Origin of the sequence: Larsenimonas suaedae (genome assembly GCF_023712105.1) — a bacterium.
Classification (GTDB): Bacteria; Pseudomonadota; Gammaproteobacteria; order Pseudomonadales; family Halomonadaceae; genus Larsenimonas; species Larsenimonas suaedae.
The window spans coordinates 18,635-33,918 of record NZ_JAMLJI010000006.1; the positions used below are offsets into that span (position 1 = coordinate 18,635).

Genomic DNA, 15,284 nt, shown 5'->3' on the forward strand with positions numbered 1-15,284 from the left:
TGACCAAACAGCCCACAGCGCCGGCCACCAGGGCAGGCATCAGCACGAACATCAGGCGGGCAAGTAATGCACTATTTAAGTATTTCATTATTGCAATATCTCAGGCCGCGATAAGGCGTTTGATGCGACGGTAGCGTCGGACACGGTCGTCAAAGCCGACCATACCGGGGTTGATTTGCCGCGTGGTGGTCTTGATGTCCTGACCCCATACGTTGGCCGCCCAGAACCACAGCGCCGCTTCTACGGCCGCCTCCGGCTCGTCTGAGAGCAGGTCGGGTTGATCGACAAGATCGAGTCCCGTGGCGCGGGCACATCGGGTGTAGTTGTCCCGCCCGGTGAGCTGGATGATGCCGCGGCCCCGGTAGCGGAACCCGTCATCCGACTCGGTGTTGCCCAGGTGCGTCAGGCCCCATTCGCCGCCATAGAGGTGATTGGCAATGCCTTCCCGATCGGCCGGGTGATCGTCGTTGCGTCCCAGACGGCGCGCGTCTTCTGCGCTGATGCGATGGGAACCAAAGACCGAAAGCAGGGCCTGCTCGGCGTAGTTGAATCCCTCGGATAGGCGAGAGTAGTCGGTCGACTCATGCGAGGTCTGAGCCAGAAATAGAGCGATCTCATTGAGATCAAAGATGCCCTGGCGTGAAAGCCCTCGATCCAGAACATCCAGCCAGGTGTCGGGATCCGGGCAGTGGGGAGCAATCTGCTCGAAGGTGTCCAGGGTGATGATGACGGGTTCGTCTTCAACCGCTTCGTCGTACCAGTTCATAGCGTCGTCTCGGGTAAATAAAGCCCGAGTTTACGGAGACGCTACAGACCCATCTGGAAAAAATACGGGCCCCAACTTTTTGAGATTTTTCATAGTTGCCTACGAGTTCAGGGCTTACGGGTTTGGGGCCAACCAACACAAAGCACCCCCCCCCCATAGCGCTCCGCGACTGGACTGGTGCGGATGGACGCATCTGTACCCTAACCAACTAGGAGATCTCCTCATGTTTCGTATGCTCACTCAGTTCTTCAACATGCTCACCACCCTGTTCACAGCAGGCGAGAAACTAGCCAATGCAGGCAATGAACTAGCCACATGGGCCGAAGAACAAGCCACCAGCTTCAACGATGTAGCACGCGTAGAACGAGCACAGCGCCTTACCGCACTCAAAGCTCAGGCACCTATGCAACAGCAACAGCAGCAAGCACAGATTGAACTCACGGAAGTCACCAGCGACAAGGACGTCGCCTAAGCCAACGCTCACCTCTACGGAGGTGGGCGCCTCTTTTTTACCCCACACATAAACCAACACATGACCCAACACAGCTACAGACAGAGCAGTAGCTAGAGGGGATAGAGCCTCGCTTCCGCGAGTGGCATGAATCCATCTGTCATTACGCACTCAGGAGCAAACCATGTCCCTCAACAATGCCCACGTACACGATCACTTCCAAGCACATGCCGACGAGGCAGAGATGAACCTGCACATCTCACACGCAGCCTATGAAGAGCTCGCATGGCAGGAGCAGGTCAATGAGCAGCAGTATCTCGCTTCACTGAACCAGACACTGAACCAGACACCCTCAACGGATCAGACGTAGACAGAGCGCTCCGCGCTGGGACTGGACTAGGCCATGTCGGTCTAGCCAGACCACGGAGATACACCATGTCCCTGTACACCTTCGACGATGCACTGACGGATACCGCATCCGCACACCTTGCTGATCTTGCTGAGCTGCCGGACTTCGATCATGTGCTTTTGATGCTGGATGAACAGGCACGCGAGCCCAGTCAGACCGGATTCGATCCAGAACTCGATGAGCTCACACACCGGCTTCACTTCGAGCTGTGACCCGAAGGTTTTGGGAGAGGGGGAGGCAGACGGGTCAGACCACTGCATATGAGCTGCATATGAGCTGAGTTAGTGGGTGATAGTCCATCCACCTATAGCTCACCTGTCTCCCTACCCGAACCTATAGCGCACCTATATCCCATCGTATTGGAGATCTCACCATGTCCCATCGTCTCGACTTCGAGTGTCTGTTCTGTGGCTATCGCTGGGAGAACTACGCCAGTGCACCCGTTGTAGGCACTCAGTGTTCCTGTCCCAACTGCGATCAGGACTCCGAAGCAGTCATCCCTGACTGATCTTCCCTGCATGTATTCATGAGCGCTCCGCGCTTGAGATGGAAGTCATGAGGCTTTCATCACTCAACTCAATCTATTCACTTTGGAGAATCACCATGGGCTTTCAACAACCGGCCAACCAGAACAACGTCACCAACTTCAGCAACATGCGTAGTGGTGGTGGCAATCGCAATGAGAACTGGAAGAGCGACGGCTTCCTGAATCTGTATCTACCGACCACAGGTGGTGGCCAGCGCAAGGTGGGTTCCATTCCCCTGAAGCTCTCGCGTGCAGGCGATGCACAGCTGATCGAGAAGCTGCGTGCTGATCCGGCACTGGTCGATCGTCTCAAGGAACTGCTGATCCTCGAGTACAACGACGCCACACCCAACGAAGACAACGCCTTTGCACTCTGATCCATCCTGACCAGCTGCCTAACTCAAGGTGGCTGGTGGTCTTTCCTCTGGAGATCTCACGCATGTTCTACGCACTGATTGTCAGTGTTCTGTTGAGCGACGGCTCGATAGACCGACACGCCTACTTCCACGACTACACCTTCGCGGACTGCCAGCAGGAAGGGCAGAGCCAGATCTATACCTACCCGAACGCCACGTTCGAATGCACCGCAATCCTTGGCATGGCAGACCGCTGATCATGAACGAATACGTACTGAGCTACACCGCACTGGAAGGCCACGAAACAGAAGTCATCATCCGAAGCGATACCGAAATGGGTGCCGTCACTCAGGCACAAAACCATGTTGCTGGTGGTGAGGGCCTGCTTGAGTCCATCACCCTGATGGCACCGGCAGGCTACGAACTGCAACCCTGCTTCGGCTGGCTGTAACCCAAGGCCCATCGTCTACGGACGGTGGGTCGTCTCTTTTTCGGTGGCGTCAGACAGAAGGCTCCGCCTGAGGGTGGGATCATCCCATCAAGGAGGACGCATGCAGTTCAAGCAACGTCATCCCGTGCGGCATCGACCGGCACCGGGAGGCACACGCACGCCTGTCGATCACGCCTACTGGACGGACGATGAGATCGCTCACGTCCTGAACCAGTTCGATCAGACAGACCATTTCAGCTGCAGGGAGCAGCGCGACAGCAAGGAGCAGTGGCAGTAGGACGCTGCTGCCTCAGCTCAATCACCCTTCATCAATCAGGAGATCTCACCATGAACACCATGACCGCCTATGACACCCAGCTGAGCAATGAGTACCGCTTCTCGCGCAAGTTCATCGATCAATACATCCGGCAGGAAATCGCCGATCACCCGGAGACAGAGCAGCGTGTGCACCATGGGGCAGCTCTGCTGCAAGACTGGCTGAGTCAGGACTACTTCGAGTCCAAGAACCAGCGTCTGGCCCAGCTGGCCACCTTCGATCTGGAAGAACTGGTGCGGGTCATCTTCGTGCAGGTGGCCTACTGCCAGATCGCTGAACTGTTCACCTCGGTCTCAGCGCAGTTGGCTGGACGCCTCAAGTTCTCCGAGAAGGCCGAAGGCATCCAGACCGCAGCGGAGCTGCTGGCTGTGCTGTGCCAGACCGATGCGTTCGACATCATCAAGGAAGACGTGCAGGCAAGTCTGATGATCCAGAGTGCCATTCCACTGTCCGAGCGGCTTCTGACCTATATCAGTCAGTCGCGCTATCTGCCACCCATGGTGTGTGAGCCAGACACCCTCACGCACAACTACCAGTCCGGCTATCTCACGCACAACGACTGCCTGATCCTTGGTGGGGGCAATGGGCATGATGGCGACATCTGCCTCGATGTCCTCAATACCCAGAACCGGGTAGCACTGCGGCTCGACACCGAGCTTTTGAGCACGCTGGAAGAGAACGCCACCTTCGACATCGACACCGCTGAGAAGGACGTCCAGTGGCGTGACTTCAAGGCCACCAGCTACGAGCTTTATTCACTCCTTGCCCGGCAGGGCAACTGCCTGTGGCTGACACACAAGGTGGACAAGCGAGGCCGTATCTACGCGCAGGGCTACCACATCACGACTCAGGGCAGCTCCTTCAAGAAGGCGTCTCTCGAGCTCCATCGACAAGAAGTCGTCGGGGATGTTCCTGCGTTATAGGTCGCAGGTATGCGCACATCAGAGCGGGTACAGCATATAACTGTGTTTGAACTTAACTCACCATGTGAGCCTTCCATACCCACTCTGCAGTCGGGCCAAACGGGCGCAGCACAAGGGCAGAGCGTAGCGAGTGCCCGCCAGTGCGGAGGCCCGTAAGGCCCGACGACTCATAGACGTTGAAAAGAGACTCTTATTATTTAAGGCACTTTTCGACAAAGCCCATAACCATGCGGACTAGAGGGAGTATTTCCCCACCAATTCAGACGATTTCTGGTGGGGGAAATGGTCGTCAATGCGCCAGTATCCATGTCATTCACCGACCCACGAAAGCAGCGATTGGGCCGAGCTGGAGCATTTCGTTATTCAGTCCTTGAACGATCTGGTGGACTACCAGACCGGCGAAATTCTTACCGAACGGGCCTATGTGACTGCACCGATTCATCCAGCGTTTCATTCCACCGAGGCGTTTATCCCACCCTTTGACTCACTGAGTAGTGTCGAGCAACGCGACCGTTTCATGGCCGACATCGACAAGCGTACTCTGAGCCGGTTCAACGGGTGTGCCGCCATTTACAACGAAGACAAGGGGCGACATGCACTCATCAAAGCGCCAATCAATTTCCCCACGCGCGTGTTCAAGCTCATGAACACACTGGTCAAGGCGCTCGACTTTCAGAATATGCTGATCGTCTCCATTGACCAAGCCGCAGAGTTGCTTCAATGCCGAACCAATCACGTTCAGCGCCAGCTTCAATCGCTCGGCCAACTGGTGCGTGTTTGCAGTACTCAGTCAGGCATGAAGCGAGGCTCGCTGAAGATCCAGATTAACCCAGCCTACGGCTATCGCTACTTTCGTCGAGAGCTTGCTTATCGACGTCAGATTGCCGTGCGCTGCTGGTATCGCTTCGACTGATCCAATCCCTTTAATCCCTTGCCTGTACCCATGCGGCTCCGCCGTAGGGGCAGGCACGTCTATATTCTGGAGATCTCAACATGGAACAATTTACCGGCTGGCAGTACCTGCTCATCGACGCAGCCAACAACTTCGGCCTCGACAAGGAAGTATTCGAGACCCGTATCCAGTGGGCCACCGATAACCTCGACCGTCTCGAGGCGCTGGCGGAAGAGGCCGACAACGTGCCGCGATACACCAAGTCCGTACTGGCCATTCGCCGTGCTCTGCGAGGCGAGGCCATCGGTCATCTGGTGGGCTTCGATGCCTGCTGCTCGGGCCTTCAGATCATGTCCACGCTGACCGGCTGTGAGAAGGGCGCCGCGGCAACCGGCCTGATCAATCCCACCGTCCGGGCAGACGCCTATACCATCGTTACCGACGTCATGAACTCGAAGCTGGCCAATCAGGGCCTGTCCGTTCAGGTCTCACGTAAGAGCGCCAAGAGCGCAGTCATGACCGTCTTCTACGGATCAAAGGCGCAGCCCAAGGCGATCTTTGGCGAGGAGACCGAAGAGCTCAAGAGCTTCTACCTGTCCGTGCAGGAAGTCGCACCGGGCGCCTATGAGCTGCTGCATGAGCTTCTGGATTCCTGGCAGCCCTTCGCCCTGTCTCACGACTGGGTACTGCCGGACAACTACCACGCTCACGTCAAGGTGATGGAGAAGGTGGAGAAGCGTCTCGAAGTCGATGAGCTGAACCACGCCACCTTCACCTATGAGTACTTCGAGAACGAGGGCAGCGAGTCCGGGTTATCCAACGTCGCCAACGTGGTGCACTCGATCGATGCCTACGTGCTGCGCTCGCTGATCCGTCGCTGCAACTACGATCGGGCGGTGGTCGAGTCCGTGCAGGACATGATCTTGGAAGAGGCGCTGGTACGTGATCTGGGACTTGCCCGTACATCGCATGAACCGGATGCCACCTTCGCGCGGTATCTCGAGCGCATGAATGCCACCAACATGGTCGATCCAGTGATCCTGTCGCACCTCACACCCACCAACCTTCAGTACCTGAGCGACAGCCAGTTCAAGCGCCTGACCCAGCTGGTGTCCGGCATGCTGGCCTATCAGCCCTTCGAGATCGTGTCAGTACACGATGAGTTCCAGTGCCATCCCAACAACATGAACCACCTGCGCCAGCAGTACATCAACATCTTCGCAGAGCTTGCCGACAGCGAGATCCTGTCCGACATCCTGAGCCAGATTCACGGCGTACAGGGTGGCAGCTACACCAAGATCAGCAGCGGACTGAGCCAGTCGATCCGGCAGTCGAACTACGCGATCTGCTGAATTTGGGTTAGAGGAGAAAAGGGTTCATTTTGGATGGCCCTCTCTTTTCAGCTGGAAGGGCCCGGAAACCACTCACCCTCAATAGTTTCGCTCCAGCTCACGAAATCTTCGTGGGTTTTATAGCCTTGTACATGTAGGAGAAAATCTTGAGCACGTTTGTTGAAAAAGTACCAGGTAGATGCAGCAGACATTACGCCTCCCGCTACAGGGATAGCGCGCCCCATAAACTTCTGATAGCTCTCTTCCTTTATTTCATCAGCAACTTTTGGAACGAGAATTTTCAGAAAAGGCACCAGCCATTTGGTCTCCGATAATGTCGAATTAATAGCAAGATGGTTTGCATAATTTACTAACCCTTGTCTGCAAGTATCTATCCCTGCTACGGCGCCAAGCATCAAGCAGATTTTGTGCTGTGTCTCGTCGTCGAAGCCTTCCATGCCTTTTCCCTTCATGCAGGCAAAACCGTGTAAATAAGCGAGTTTTTGCGCCATTAATAATCCTTGGTATAGCACTTGGATTATGTCTGTAGGGATGGTTGCGGCAATGTACCAACCTCCGGGAACTCCGGTGACAAACGATGTAGAGGTTGCCTTAAGTTGGTGCAGTTTTATCGTTTTTTGCGAAAGATTTTGAATTGCTTTGGGACAAATACCTGCTTTGGCTGGCGTGGTTTCTACCGCTAACTTTATCTGTTCTTCGCCATAATGCTTCGAAAAGGCGGCTTCTAGGAACTGTTGCCGATCGATCAACGCTGTCGAGTAGATAAGTTTTGCGAGGGAGTTTGAAGCCTTAGCCGCTGTTTTATCTTTCACTTAAAGGATCTCCGCTAGGTCTGCTGATTCATTGATTAGATTTATCGACAGAGTTCAGCTGAGATTCAGTGAAACAGTAGAACAGACGCCCTCCGGGCGTTCGGTGAAGTAGAAGGATGATGAGTAGAGGGGAAGATCCGACAGGGTCTTCCCCATTTTTTTCTTCAGTCGAGTGCAGTGGAAAGGGCTGACAGCGACGGTAGCTCAACCACTCGGTGAATCTGCGGGCCGAGTGAAGTTCAGTCCTTTTCAGTGCGTTTTCAAGACAGACAGTAACAAAACCAACCAAACCTATATACCAACTTTCCCGAATCACCCGATCCGCTCTATAGACACCCTATATCCGAAGGAGACCCCAATGGGCCGTCATTGCAAACTCAGCGACCATCAAAAGCGTTAAGTTGCCGACCTCTTCGATACAACCAACGTCACCATGACCCACCTTGCCACCCTGTACCGCGTCTCGCGTGGCACCGTCCGTCGGGCATTGATCGAGAAAGGCTCGATCTCAGCCACCACCGACCCGGCCGAGCAGGCGGTAATGGGCTTGCTCCGCAAGCGTGGTATGGGCCCCGAACAACTCGAGATGAAGCTCCCAGAACACTCACTGACACGCGAGCTCGTGCGCAACTACCTGGCAGACCTTACGCCTGCCCAGACCGCCGAGATCAACGAAGACGTGGCTGCCATCCGCTTTGCTCGCCAGCTGCGCGACAAGGCCATGACTGGCAAGGCAGGGCGAGCATGAGTACGACCACACCGGAGCTGCCGTTCACCCTCGGCCCCTGGGTACTTGAAGAGAACCCGACCATTGCGGAAGGGCTTCAGGTCGCCGCCTATGAATACACCGGAAAGATGGCAGGCAATCGCTGTCTGCAAATCATTGTCCGAACCAACAATCCCGCTGACCGCAGCCTGATTACCAACGCGTTGCCGTTGCTGCTGCTGGTCAAACAATTCGCCGACGCATGCCGCGATCCCAATGCCCTCAACCACAAGTATCTGATGCTTTTGAGCCAGAACGCAGATGAGGTCATCGCGGCCTGTATGCAGGAAATCCATGCAGACTCATACCCAACACCACCGCCGTCAGGCGCAACCGTCGTTCCCTTTCGAGATCCTCGATACACCCACTAGCACGCAACCCCAGAGCCTCTATCCCACCAAGGACAGTCTGTCCGAGGCTCTGGCGTATCTGGAAGGCCAACTCCCGATCACGCATTCCAACGAGCTGTATCCGCTGCTCATGATCTACCACAACACCCTGCTCAAGACGCTGGGCATATCGGAGACCCGTCAATGAACCCGACAGGAACGCACCCTTATACCCATCGCCCGAACCACCGTTACCTGACGGTCGTGCTGGAGAAGCTGGACGATGCCACCAATCCAGACTCCCTCGATGACCTGTTCGACTCGATGAAAAACGACACCGAAAGCACGTCGTTGGCCGGCGTCCGAGTAACCGCCATCAGCATTGGCGACGAGGTCAGTGCCGCAGAAGACAACGATGAGCACGAGTAAGACTGATCGTGATGAACCAGAAGCTGTCTGTTGGACGTGACTGGGGGCCTACAATCCACGGCACTACCTTGGGCGGCCACCTACGGGAGTGCCAAGAGCGCATAACCGTGTAACTGCTGGGCCGCATACACGAAGGCCAAAACGTGGTTTCGCTTAGGAGTAGATCGGCATGATCTTTACGCTTGAAAATGCAAGAATACCGGCCATTTGCACCCGTGCGGATATTGAGCAGTTGCCCACCTAGTAGCTACCTGCCCTATATAGCGAGCTAACCGGCAAGCCCACCAAATGGTTCGCCAACTGGGACAAGGGGCTGGAGCAGGTCTGGAAGACGCTAGAGGCCGCTGGACGTGCTGCCCAGCCCTCATTGCTGGCTCTGCTGGGGAGAGACCGCATACCGTATCGGAAATCCACGAGCTGCTGGGTCTGCCTTCCGACTAGAAGGCCCGGAACCTAATAGATAGGGCACGCCGTTAAGAATGTTGGCCCCTGCACCTTTGGGCTTTGAATTAGATTTACGACCGAGAATTCTATGAACCAGATTGCAAGTGAGTTAGACGTTAAAAGCCAAGTTATAAATGGGGACTGTATCGAAGAGCTGAAGAAGCTGCCAGATAATTCGGTCCATCTAATCCTTAGCGATATCCCTTATGGCATCGGTGCTGATGAGTGGGATGTTCTGCATTCGAACACCAACAGTGCGTACATGGGCAATAGCCCAGCCCAGCAAAAAGCGGGGTCAGTGTTTCAGCGCAGAGGAAAGCCTATTAATGGTTGGTCTGAGGCAGATCGGGAAATCCCAAAGCAATATTACGAGTGGTGCTCTCTTTGGGCCAAAGAATGGCTTAGGGTGTTAAAGCCTGGGGGATCAGCAATCGTTTTTGCTGGTCGACGGTACGCTCCCCGCTGCGTTGTCGCACTTGAGGACGCAGGCTTTAACTTTAGGGATATGCTTTCGTGGGTAAAGCCCCGAGCTACACATCGCGCCCAACGGCTGAGTATTGTTTATGACCGTCGGGGGGGTGAAGACGATGCAGAAGAGTGGACGGGTTGGCGGATAGGCAACTTACGCCCCAGCTTTGAGCCTATCATCTGGTGCTTCAAGCCATACAAGCACACAATTGCAGATAATGTTCTCGAACACGGTGTTGGCGCATATAATCAGGATGCGTTTGAGGCCGCAACGGGTCACATTAAGAACATAATCGAAATGGGCATGGAAAAGGGCGAAGGCGGCTTGCACCCTGCTCAAAAGCCGGCAAAGCTCCTAGAGGTTTTGATCTCCCTCGTCACCAAGCCCGGTCACGTGGTGCTCGACCCATTCGCCGGTAGTGGCTCGACCGGGGCTGCGGCTGCCAACTTGGGCCGCAAGTTCATCATGATCGAGAAAGACCAAGAGATCTTCTCGACCATGAAGGGCCGATTGGTCGACTTCAACCAGCAGGACCTATTTCTTTAGGATCTTCCTGAATTTTAGAATGTTGTCCCGTTGGCGAAGTAAATTTTGGTTATCGAGCTGGTAGCGCACTGCTACTAGCTCCTCTTTCAGAGTTTCAACCGGCAAACTGTCAACCCAAGCACGGGTGGCTGCTTCTTCAGATGTTAGGTGTTCGTCCAACCACGCCTTCGTGTGATAAACCTTTTCACTGACTACATAGTCTGCAAGCGGCTGGAAGTGGTTCCAGCTGGGTACGCCCGTGTTAAGCAGGTGTTCAGTTATTTTCTCAAAGTAGACCTTCCTAGACCCAGATTTATTTGTTTCCTCGTTGGGGAAAATTTCCGCATGTCGCTCGAAGAAGTTGAGTAAAGATTGTTTCTCCATTCCGGTTAGAAGCATGAACGCCATGTGCTCATAGAATAGCATCACGATGGGCGAATTCTTGTCGGTGAGATAGAGATAGAAATCGCTTCCATTCTTCCAATCGTGCTGGGAAGGGAACGTGACCAACCCGCCCACACGCTTGTCTGCTTTGTAGTGCGATAGCCATTTAGTTATGTCGCCTTTCTTCAGCGCATCCTTTACGTTAGGGGCTGCTTGGCTCCTGCCGAGGCGATAGGACTTGGCATCGCAGACAATAATCTTGTTTTCATCGCTGATTGTAACGTCTTCTTTACTGGCCTTCTGTGTAGGCAGCGTGGAGTCAGTGAAGCCAAGTCGAATGGCCCATTCGCAAGCGACTGCCTCAACCAGCTTGGTATACAGCGTCTCCTGACTGGAGTCGGCTTTGTACACTTCTGGGATATACCCTGTGTGGCAGAGAAGAAAAGCAAATTCCCTTTTCGGCATATCCCGCAGTTGTGCGGCAAACTTCCGTGCTAAACCTTCTGTATCCGGCGCTAAGTTCCAATCGGTATGTTGCTCCAATATAAAATCTGAAAGTACCTCGTAGCTCACATACCTATTCTCGTTGTCTTTGAAGGTATCGCCGAACCACTCGCCAAAAAGGGCCTTGATATCAACCGCCATGAATCTCCCCTGAGCAAACGTAAAAGTATGAAAATAAAGGGGGGGGCTCTCTTTGTCGAGGCGCTTCCGTTGAGCATCTCGAGTAGTCTCGCGGGTGCGCGATAACCCACGGGTAACGAGGAGTTGCCAAAGGGACTGGCGCTGGTGGGTCTAGCGGGTGGCTGCTGATCTGCCGGACCGTTTCTGTTTGTAGTACTGGCTTCCCTCTATAGCGGCCTTCTGGCAAAACGGTTTCCAGCGATTCTAAGTAGCCCTTATCCGCTGAACGTCGTTTCAGCTGGGCAGTTTCCGCCAGCGCCTCGACCTTCGCCGATAAGGTGCAGCCGGTAGTCATCGAAAGCAAAACAAGACAGTACCTCCGCCCCCCAGCTTATTACGCAGCTATTTGACAGGGTGGCCTTCCTTAGTGGCCGGATGCCAACCAACATCCACTGCACCATGCGCCCTATCAAAACCCTGATCCCTCATTACTTCATTTACTTCTACTTCACGTTGGAAATAAACGTCCAGCGTGCCTCATCCCAGAAAACCATGAGCCTGGCGTAAGCCGCTCACCCGAACCAGACAAGGAAGATCCATGAAATATACCGTCACGCCCTCACAGGCCAAGTCACAGCTCATCCATGCCCTGACAGCAGGACTGGTTCCGGTCATCCATGGCAGCCCGGCCATCGGCAAATCCGCCATCGTGCGTCAGGTCGCCGAGGAATTTAATCTCGAGCTGATCGATGTGCGCCTGTCGCAGTACGACCCGACCGATCTAAATGGCTTCCCCAAGATCGATGTCGAGCGTGGCCGTGCCGGATACGTGCCCATGGAAACCTTCCCGCTCGAGGGCGATCCGCTGCCGGAAGACAAGGACGGCTGGCTGATCTTCTTCGACGAGATCTCGAGTGCCCCACGCTCGGTACAGGCAGCGGCCTACAAGATCCTGCTGGATCGCATGGTCGGACAGAGCCGGTTGCATCCCAAGGCGGTCATGGCCGGGGCAGGCAACCTCGAGACAGACAACGCCATCGTCGAGGAAATGTCGACGGCCCTGCAGTCGCGCCTGTCTCACCTTGAGATGGTGCCAAACCTCAACGACTGGATCGCTCAGGCGGCCAAGGACAAGGTCGACTACCGCATCCTGTCGTTCCTGCGTTTCAAGCCGGATCTGCTTTACAGCTTCAAACCAGACCACACCGACTTCACCTACGCCTCACCGCGTACCTGGTACAAGGCCAGCCCGCTGACCAAGGGTCGCACCGACATCAATGAGGTCATGCCGATTCTTGCCGGCACGGTGTCGTCCGGGGTGGCCAGCGAGTTCAAGTCGTTCGTCGAGATCCACGAGCAGCTGCCGACCATTGAGCAGATCGTGGCGGCGCCGTCGGAGATCTCGCTGCCCCAGGAACCAAGCATCCAGTTTGCACTGACCGGCTCCATTGCCGCTCACGCCAAGGAATCCGTGCTCGATGGCCTGATGACGTTTGTGCGTCGTCTGCCGCCCGAGTTCCAGATCGTGTGCATGCGCGACATGCTGCGTCATCACCCGGTGCTGGTTCAGCACGACGCCATCAAGAACTGGATCAGCGTCAACGCGGTCGAGCTGTTCTAGGCCCTGTGACCCTTCATTTTTTTCCATGCCCTCGGTGCCAACGCATCGGGGGCATTTCTTTGTTGGCCCTTCCCTGATCGAGAATCCACCCGCATGAACCATCACTTCAAGGCAGGCGACCAGCTGCTATGTCTCGCCAACCGGAGCCAGGAAGACCTGCTGCCGTCCCACGTCGTCTGTGTCGCCCTGACCGATACCCTGCCGGGCATATTCGCCGATCGGCCCTACATCACCGTCACGTCTGCGCGTCTTGAGGGCCGTCCCGTCACCGCCCATGCGTCCCGCTTCATCCGTTATGACGGCTCGGAGCTGACGCCTGAGCGTATCGAGGAACTCAAGGAGCAGTTTCGAGGGAATATTCATGGGGGATAGAACCTGGGCACGGGTGTCCGTGCTTGCCGAGCACAAGGCAGCCGCCCTCAGGATCCTGGACAACATCTGCTGTGGGTATGGCCCGGTCGAGGGCACCACATCGCTGTTTGTCATGGAGTTCGAGGAGGCGAACTACGGCCAGATCGAGGAGCTTAAACAGCTCGAGGCGGCCGGCATCGCCTTCGACCACGTCTGGGGGCCCGGCGACACGTTTGAGGGCTGCACGCATTACCTTCGCTTCACTGAAGACGGCGAGCCCGACAGCACCTACATCGGCGACGCCGAACTCAGCCTCACCCTGCATTCCCTGATCGACCTGACCGCCGATCCCGACGCACTGGCGCGCTACATCAGGGAGAAATACACGGCTACCCAGCCCAAGCCCTGGGACAACCAGCTCGAATACGGCAAGCGCCACCAGCTGCGCACGCTGGTCACTCAATAGGAACCATCCATGTACGAAGTCTTTGAACGGTTGGCGACCCTCTACACGGTTGCCGGCGTGCTGATCTACGTCTCGCTTATGGCGGGCTACATCCGATCGTGGACGCTCCCTCCGGGAGCTGATTTGAAGTGGTGGGACAGCCTGCTGCGCACTCTGGCCTTTTGCCTGATCCAGCCTGCCATCGTTATTTGGCAGATCGCCGTTGGGGTCATCCAGATGGCCTGTGACGCCTCGACAGCCTGGCGTGGGGTCTTCGACCCCGACAGTGGCACCGAGGAGCTCTTCATGGGGGCCATCTGGCTCTGGATTGCCGTTGACGCATTCCGGGAAGGCTATGGGGGCCTCGCCATTTTCATGTCCATCACCGCACTTTTTCTCTGGCAGTCGGCGAAAGCCATGCAACGACTAAGGAACAGCCATGAACGCACCGATTCACCCGAATCTGGCGACCGCACAGAAGGCACTGGATAAAGCCAAGATCGCACTGATGCGCCAGAAGGACTCCGCCTTTTTCTGCACCGTCTGCTTTTCCCTGAAGCATGTCTGGGACACCCGCGTAGAAACGGCTGAAACCGACGGCCTGACCATTTACTACTCCCCGGACTTCTTCCTGGCGCACACCCCCGAGCAGCAGCTGGGCCTGCTTTTGCACGAGACCCTGCATGTGGCGTTCATGCACATGGTTCGCCGGGGCACGCGTGAACCAGAGAAATTCAACCGGGCAGCGGACTACGTGATCAACCTGATCATCACGGATCGAGGCATCCAGATCCCGCCCGGGGGCCTTCTTGATCGGCAGTACCAGGGCATGAGCACCGAAGAGGTGTATGACCTGCTGCCGGACGAGCCGACTGAGCCGCTGCCCATGAGCGATCTGATCGAGCCGGGGCAGGGCGATGCCCCACCCGGGGACAGCCCGGGCGAGAGCGGGGGCCGTGGCGTGCCTGGCAGTGGTGCCAATGAGGCCGCCGCCGAGGTCGAGCAGAAGATCCAGGACATTCTGGTTCGTGCCGCCCTTCAGTCGAAGATGATGGGGGACACACCGGGGAGCATTCCCGGTCAGATCCAGATATTCATCGACACCCTGCTCAATCCAAAGCTGCCCTGGCACCAGATCCTTGCGCGATTCATGAACGCCATGGTGAAGGAGGACTATTCCTGGCGCCGCCCGAACCGACGCTTCATGCCCGAGCACTACCTGCCCTCGCTGTACAGCGAAGGACTGGGCGAGGTGGCCATTGCCGTCGATGCCTCGGCGTCAGTGAAGGATGCGGAATTTCTTCGGTTCGTCAGCGAAACCCACGGCATCCTGTCACGCATGAAGCCACCGGCGATCCATCTGATCCAGTTCGATACCTGCATCAAGTCCGTCAATCGTGTCCGCACCACCCGAGAGCTCGAGAACGTCGAGTTCAAAGGGCGGGGAGGTACGCACATCGGCGAGGTCATGGACTGGACAGCCCGGCACAAGCCGCAGGTGCTTTTGATGTTCACCGATGGCCACTTCCGGTTCGACGAGAACGTGATCGATCCCCGAGTGCAGATCATCTGGCTCATTCACGACAACACCAAGTTCAACGCGCCCTTTGGCAAAACCATTCACTACGCAATGGATGACTGAG

The 15,284-nt window shown here is 56.0% G+C and carries 24 protein-coding genes; 21 read left to right on the forward strand and 3 right to left on the reverse strand.

Annotation, left to right across the window (positions count from 1 at the left end):
- Positions 1–100: 100 nt before the first annotated feature.
- Positions 101–766, reverse strand: coding sequence for a glycoside hydrolase family 19 protein (locus tag NAT49_RS14585; protein WP_251595513.1), 666 nt, complete (start codon positions 764–766; stop codon positions 101–103).
- A 223-nt stretch (positions 767–989) separates the two neighbouring features.
- Between NAT49_RS14585 and NAT49_RS14590 the strand changes: the two genes are divergently transcribed.
- The 11 genes from NAT49_RS14590 (at position 990) to NAT49_RS14635 (ending at position 6,442) form a co-directional block, all read left to right on the forward strand.
- On the forward strand, positions 990–1,238 hold the full coding sequence (locus tag NAT49_RS14590; RefSeq protein WP_251595515.1) for a hypothetical protein: 249 nt from the start codon (positions 990–992) through the stop codon (positions 1,236–1,238).
- 163 nt (positions 1,239–1,401) lie between these two features.
- On the forward strand, positions 1,402–1,587 hold the full coding sequence (locus tag NAT49_RS14595; protein ID WP_251595517.1) for a hypothetical protein: 186 nt from the start codon (positions 1,402–1,404) through the stop codon (positions 1,585–1,587).
- A 65-nt stretch (positions 1,588–1,652) separates the two neighbouring features.
- On the forward strand, positions 1,653–1,838 hold the full coding sequence (locus NAT49_RS14600) for a hypothetical protein (RefSeq protein ID WP_251595519.1): 186 nt from the start codon (positions 1,653–1,655) through the stop codon (positions 1,836–1,838).
- A 161-nt stretch (positions 1,839–1,999) separates the two neighbouring features.
- Entirely contained in the window at positions 2,000–2,134 is a 135-nt protein-coding gene (locus tag NAT49_RS15050; RefSeq protein ID WP_285836171.1) for a hypothetical protein, read from the forward strand.
- 95 nt (positions 2,135–2,229) lie between these two features.
- The gene (locus NAT49_RS14605) at positions 2,230–2,529 is read left to right on the forward strand and encodes a hypothetical protein (protein WP_251595521.1); all 300 of its coding nucleotides are present in this window, start codon (positions 2,230–2,232) and stop codon (positions 2,527–2,529) included.
- Between the two features lie 62 nt (positions 2,530–2,591).
- Entirely contained in the window at positions 2,592–2,765 is a 174-nt protein-coding gene (locus NAT49_RS14610; RefSeq protein WP_251595523.1) for a hypothetical protein, read from the forward strand.
- A gap of 2 nt (positions 2,766–2,767) precedes the next feature.
- Positions 2,768–2,959, forward strand: coding sequence for a hypothetical protein (locus tag NAT49_RS14615; RefSeq protein WP_251595525.1), 192 nt, complete (start codon positions 2,768–2,770; stop codon positions 2,957–2,959).
- A 100-nt stretch (positions 2,960–3,059) separates the two neighbouring features.
- Positions 3,060–3,236, forward strand: a complete 177-nt coding sequence (locus tag NAT49_RS14620) for a hypothetical protein (protein ID WP_251595527.1) — start codon at positions 3,060–3,062, stop codon at positions 3,234–3,236.
- Positions 3,237–3,286: 50 nt separating this feature from the next.
- Positions 3,287–4,198, forward strand: coding sequence for a hypothetical protein (locus NAT49_RS14625; protein WP_251595529.1), 912 nt, complete (start codon positions 3,287–3,289; stop codon positions 4,196–4,198).
- 292 nt (positions 4,199–4,490) lie between these two features.
- Positions 4,491–5,111, forward strand: a complete 621-nt coding sequence (locus NAT49_RS14630) for a hypothetical protein (RefSeq protein WP_251595531.1) — start codon at positions 4,491–4,493, stop codon at positions 5,109–5,111.
- A gap of 80 nt (positions 5,112–5,191) precedes the next feature.
- Positions 5,192–6,442, forward strand: a complete 1,251-nt coding sequence (locus tag NAT49_RS14635; RefSeq protein ID WP_251595533.1) for a DNA-directed RNA polymerase — start codon at positions 5,192–5,194, stop codon at positions 6,440–6,442.
- Positions 6,443–6,489: 47 nt separating this feature from the next.
- Here the strand turns inward: NAT49_RS14635 and NAT49_RS14640 are convergent, their stop codons facing one another.
- A complete protein-coding gene (locus tag NAT49_RS14640) occupies positions 6,490–7,254 on the reverse strand; it encodes a hypothetical protein (RefSeq protein WP_251595535.1) in 765 nt (254 codons plus the stop codon).
- A 433-nt stretch (positions 7,255–7,687) separates the two neighbouring features.
- On the opposite strand from NAT49_RS14640, the gene NAT49_RS14645 reads away from it, so the two are divergent.
- The 5 genes from NAT49_RS14645 (at position 7,688) to NAT49_RS14660 (ending at position 10,237) form a co-directional block, all read left to right on the forward strand.
- Positions 7,688–8,002, forward strand: coding sequence for a hypothetical protein (locus NAT49_RS14645; protein ID WP_251595536.1), 315 nt, complete (start codon positions 7,688–7,690; stop codon positions 8,000–8,002).
- A complete protein-coding gene (locus tag NAT49_RS14650; protein WP_251595538.1) occupies positions 7,999–8,391 on the forward strand; it encodes a hypothetical protein in 393 nt (130 codons plus the stop codon). Before NAT49_RS14645 ends, NAT49_RS14650 begins: the two co-directional genes overlap by 4 nt.
- Entirely contained in the window at positions 8,315–8,557 is a 243-nt protein-coding gene (locus NAT49_RS15105) for a DUF6833 domain-containing protein (RefSeq protein ID WP_374708818.1), read from the forward strand. The genes NAT49_RS14650 and NAT49_RS15105 overlap by 77 nt, the downstream gene beginning before the upstream one ends.
- Complete coding sequence (locus NAT49_RS14655) at positions 8,554–8,778, forward strand: hypothetical protein (RefSeq protein WP_251595540.1); 225 nt, start codon at positions 8,554–8,556, stop codon at positions 8,776–8,778. The genes NAT49_RS15105 and NAT49_RS14655 overlap by 4 nt, the downstream gene beginning before the upstream one ends.
- A gap of 532 nt (positions 8,779–9,310) precedes the next feature.
- Positions 9,311–10,237, forward strand: a complete 927-nt coding sequence (locus NAT49_RS14660; RefSeq protein WP_251595542.1) for a DNA-methyltransferase — start codon at positions 9,311–9,313, stop codon at positions 10,235–10,237.
- Here NAT49_RS14660 and NAT49_RS14665 read toward each other — a convergent pair.
- Positions 10,226–11,245, reverse strand: coding sequence for a HindIII family type II restriction endonuclease (locus NAT49_RS14665; protein WP_251595543.1), 1,020 nt, complete (start codon positions 11,243–11,245; stop codon positions 10,226–10,228). The two genes, NAT49_RS14660 and NAT49_RS14665, sit on opposite strands and share 12 nt — an antisense overlap.
- Positions 11,246–11,822: 577 nt before the next feature.
- On the opposite strand from NAT49_RS14665, the gene NAT49_RS14670 reads away from it, so the two are divergent.
- The 5 genes from NAT49_RS14670 to NAT49_RS14690 all read left to right on the forward strand — a co-directional run bounded on the left by NAT49_RS14670 (position 11,823) and on the right by NAT49_RS14690 (position 15,283).
- Complete coding sequence (locus NAT49_RS14670) at positions 11,823–12,845, forward strand: P-loop NTPase family protein (protein ID WP_251595545.1); 1,023 nt, start codon at positions 11,823–11,825, stop codon at positions 12,843–12,845.
- Positions 12,846–12,938: 93 nt separating this feature from the next.
- Entirely contained in the window at positions 12,939–13,217 is a 279-nt protein-coding gene (locus NAT49_RS14675) for a hypothetical protein (RefSeq protein WP_251595547.1), read from the forward strand.
- On the forward strand, positions 13,207–13,662 hold the full coding sequence (locus NAT49_RS14680; RefSeq protein WP_251595549.1) for a hypothetical protein: 456 nt from the start codon (positions 13,207–13,209) through the stop codon (positions 13,660–13,662). The genes NAT49_RS14675 and NAT49_RS14680 overlap by 11 nt, the downstream gene beginning before the upstream one ends.
- Before the next feature lie 9 nt (positions 13,663–13,671).
- Entirely contained in the window at positions 13,672–14,133 is a 462-nt protein-coding gene (locus NAT49_RS14685) for a hypothetical protein (protein ID WP_251595551.1), read from the forward strand.
- Complete coding sequence (locus NAT49_RS14690) at positions 14,081–15,283, forward strand: vWA domain-containing protein (RefSeq protein WP_251595553.1); 1,203 nt, start codon at positions 14,081–14,083, stop codon at positions 15,281–15,283. The genes NAT49_RS14685 and NAT49_RS14690 overlap by 53 nt, the downstream gene beginning before the upstream one ends.
- Position 15,284: the final 1 nt, after the last annotated feature.

Excerpts from the sequence above, each read along its gene's own strand:
- NAT49_RS14675 (WP_251595547.1), top strand. The coding sequence starts at position 12,939 with ATGAACCATCACTTCAAGGCAGGCGACCAGCTGCTATGTCTCGCCAAC.
- NAT49_RS14615 (WP_251595525.1), top strand. The coding sequence starts at position 2,768 with ATGAACGAATACGTACTGAGCTACACCGCACTGGAAGGCCACGAAACA.
- NAT49_RS15050 (WP_285836171.1), top strand. The coding sequence starts at position 2,000 with ATGTCCCATCGTCTCGACTTCGAGTGTCTGTTCTGTGGCTATCGCTGG.
- NAT49_RS14660 (WP_251595542.1), top strand. The coding sequence starts at position 9,311 with ATGAACCAGATTGCAAGTGAGTTAGACGTTAAAAGCCAAGTTATAAAT.
- NAT49_RS14600 (WP_251595519.1), top strand. The coding sequence starts at position 1,653 with ATGTCCCTGTACACCTTCGACGATGCACTGACGGATACCGCATCCGCA.
- NAT49_RS15105 (WP_374708818.1), top strand. The coding sequence starts at position 8,315 with ATGCAGACTCATACCCAACACCACCGCCGTCAGGCGCAACCGTCGTTC.
- NAT49_RS14685 (WP_251595551.1), top strand. The coding sequence starts at position 13,672 with ATGTACGAAGTCTTTGAACGGTTGGCGACCCTCTACACGGTTGCCGGC.
- NAT49_RS14605 (WP_251595521.1), top strand. The coding sequence starts at position 2,230 with ATGGGCTTTCAACAACCGGCCAACCAGAACAACGTCACCAACTTCAGC.
- NAT49_RS14585 (WP_251595513.1), bottom strand. The coding sequence starts at position 766 with ATGAACTGGTACGACGAAGCGGTTGAAGACGAACCCGTCATCATCACC.
- NAT49_RS14650 (WP_251595538.1), top strand. The coding sequence starts at position 7,999 with ATGAGTACGACCACACCGGAGCTGCCGTTCACCCTCGGCCCCTGGGTA.
- NAT49_RS14630 (WP_251595531.1), top strand. The coding sequence starts at position 4,491 with ATGCGCCAGTATCCATGTCATTCACCGACCCACGAAAGCAGCGATTGG.
- NAT49_RS14665 (WP_251595543.1), bottom strand. The coding sequence starts at position 11,245 with ATGGCGGTTGATATCAAGGCCCTTTTTGGCGAGTGGTTCGGCGATACC.
- NAT49_RS14655 (WP_251595540.1), top strand. The coding sequence starts at position 8,554 with ATGAACCCGACAGGAACGCACCCTTATACCCATCGCCCGAACCACCGT.
- NAT49_RS14595 (WP_251595517.1), top strand. The coding sequence starts at position 1,402 with ATGTCCCTCAACAATGCCCACGTACACGATCACTTCCAAGCACATGCC.
- NAT49_RS14610 (WP_251595523.1), top strand. The coding sequence starts at position 2,592 with ATGTTCTACGCACTGATTGTCAGTGTTCTGTTGAGCGACGGCTCGATA.
- NAT49_RS14680 (WP_251595549.1), top strand. The coding sequence starts at position 13,207 with ATGGGGGATAGAACCTGGGCACGGGTGTCCGTGCTTGCCGAGCACAAG.
- NAT49_RS14645 (WP_251595536.1), top strand. The coding sequence starts at position 7,688 with ATGACCCACCTTGCCACCCTGTACCGCGTCTCGCGTGGCACCGTCCGT.
- NAT49_RS14620 (WP_251595527.1), top strand. The coding sequence starts at position 3,060 with ATGCAGTTCAAGCAACGTCATCCCGTGCGGCATCGACCGGCACCGGGA.
- NAT49_RS14690 (WP_251595553.1), top strand. The coding sequence starts at position 14,081 with ATGAACGCACCGATTCACCCGAATCTGGCGACCGCACAGAAGGCACTG.
- NAT49_RS14625 (WP_251595529.1), top strand. The coding sequence starts at position 3,287 with ATGAACACCATGACCGCCTATGACACCCAGCTGAGCAATGAGTACCGC.
- NAT49_RS14590 (WP_251595515.1), top strand. The coding sequence starts at position 990 with ATGTTTCGTATGCTCACTCAGTTCTTCAACATGCTCACCACCCTGTTC.
- NAT49_RS14635 (WP_251595533.1), top strand. The coding sequence starts at position 5,192 with ATGGAACAATTTACCGGCTGGCAGTACCTGCTCATCGACGCAGCCAAC.
- NAT49_RS14670 (WP_251595545.1), top strand. The coding sequence starts at position 11,823 with ATGAAATATACCGTCACGCCCTCACAGGCCAAGTCACAGCTCATCCAT.